This window comes from Microbacterium sp. ZW T5_45 (assembly GCF_044987415.1).
In the GTDB taxonomy this organism is placed as follows: Bacteria; Actinomycetota; Actinomycetes; order Actinomycetales; family Microbacteriaceae; genus Microbacterium.
The window spans coordinates 1-1,340 of sequence record NZ_JBJDRJ010000080.1 but is presented as its reverse complement, the minus strand read 5'-3'; the positions used below and the strand labels follow the sequence as shown (position 1 = coordinate 1,340).

Annotated in this window: 1 protein-coding gene; it reads left to right on the top strand. The window is 66.3% G+C overall.

Going from position 1 to position 1,340, the window contains the following annotated elements:
• The first annotated feature begins 53 nt into the window (after nt 1-53).
• Nucleotides 54-1,339 (top strand): IS3 family transposase gene (locus ACI3KS_RS19570; RefSeq protein WP_404920208.1). Its coding sequence is split into 2 segments (ribosomal slippage): nt 54-327 and nt 327-1,339, totalling 1,287 coding nucleotides; the frame shifts between segments, so codons are not numbered across the junction.
• The last annotated feature ends 1 nt before the right edge of the window (nt 1,340 follow it).

The window sequence follows — 1,340 nt, the reverse complement described above, 5'->3', positions numbered from 1 at the left end:
TGAAGCGCCCCAGGTTTGATGCCGCATCCTTTTGAGTTGGAAGGATGTATGTCATGCCGAAGAAGATCGATCCCGCGCTGCGTGAGCGCGCTGTCCGGCTGGTGCGCGAGCATCGTTCGGAGTATCCGTCGTTGACGGCCGCGTCAGCGGCCGTTGCCCGCCAGGTCGGCGTCGGGCATGAGTCCGTGCGCCGGTGGGTGCTGCAGGCCGATATCGACGATGGCAGCCGCGACGGGATCACCAGCGTCGAGCATGCCGAGATCAAGCGGCTCAAGGCCGAGAACAGTCGCCTGCGGGAGGATGTCGCGATCCTGAGAGCTGCGACGACTTTCTTCGCGGGGGAACTCGACCCCCGCAACCGTTGATGCTGGGCTTCATCGACACGATGAGAGCCGAAGGGCACGCGGTCGAGTCGATCATCCGGGTCCTGCAAGCGCAGGGCGTGAAGATCGCCGCGCGCACCTACCGAGCCCACCGGCAAGGCATCGTCGCAGCGCGGACGATCACGGACGCGCAGGTCCAGGACGCTATCCGCGCCGCGGCGTGGACCATTGTCGAACGCAACGGGACGATGCGTCGCGTGCTGACTCCCGAGGGCCTCTACGGGCGGCGGAAGATGACCGCGCTGATCCGCCGCACCATGATCCCCGGCGCGTCGCGCGGCGCGGTCGACCGGGCCATGCGAGACCTCGGGCTGTCGGGCATCCGTCGCGACAAGAGCATCCGCACCACGATCCCCGCCAAGGACGGGGTCCGTGCCGGCGACCTGCTGAACCGCGACTTCACCGCGCCCCGGCCGGATCACACCTGGGTCATGGACTTCACCTATTGCCGCACCTGGGCGGGCTGGGTCTACGTCGCGTTCATCGTCGATGTCTACTCGCAACGCATCGTGGCCTGGCACGCACAGACCACCAAGCACGTCGAGCTGGTGATGATCCCGCTGCGCATGGCCCTCTGGGAACGAGCGCGTGATGGGCACCCGGTCCAGCCCGAGCAACTGCGGGCACATTCGGACGCCGGGTCTCAATACGTCTCGCTGGCCTACACCGAGAAGCTGGCGCTCGATGGCATCGCGCCCTCGATCGGGTCTGTCGGCGACGCATACGATAACGCGCTGATGGAGACGATCAACGGGCTCTACAAGACCGAGTGCATCCGCACCACCGTATTTCACGACGGCCCCTACCGGACCATCGCAGACGTCGAGTTCGCGACGGCCGGCTGGGTCGACTGGTACAACACTCGTAGGCTTCACTCGAGCCTCGGCTACGTCCCACCCGCCGAGTTCGAGCAAGCCCACTACGCAGCCCTCACCCGAGAGCCGCAACCCGCATAGG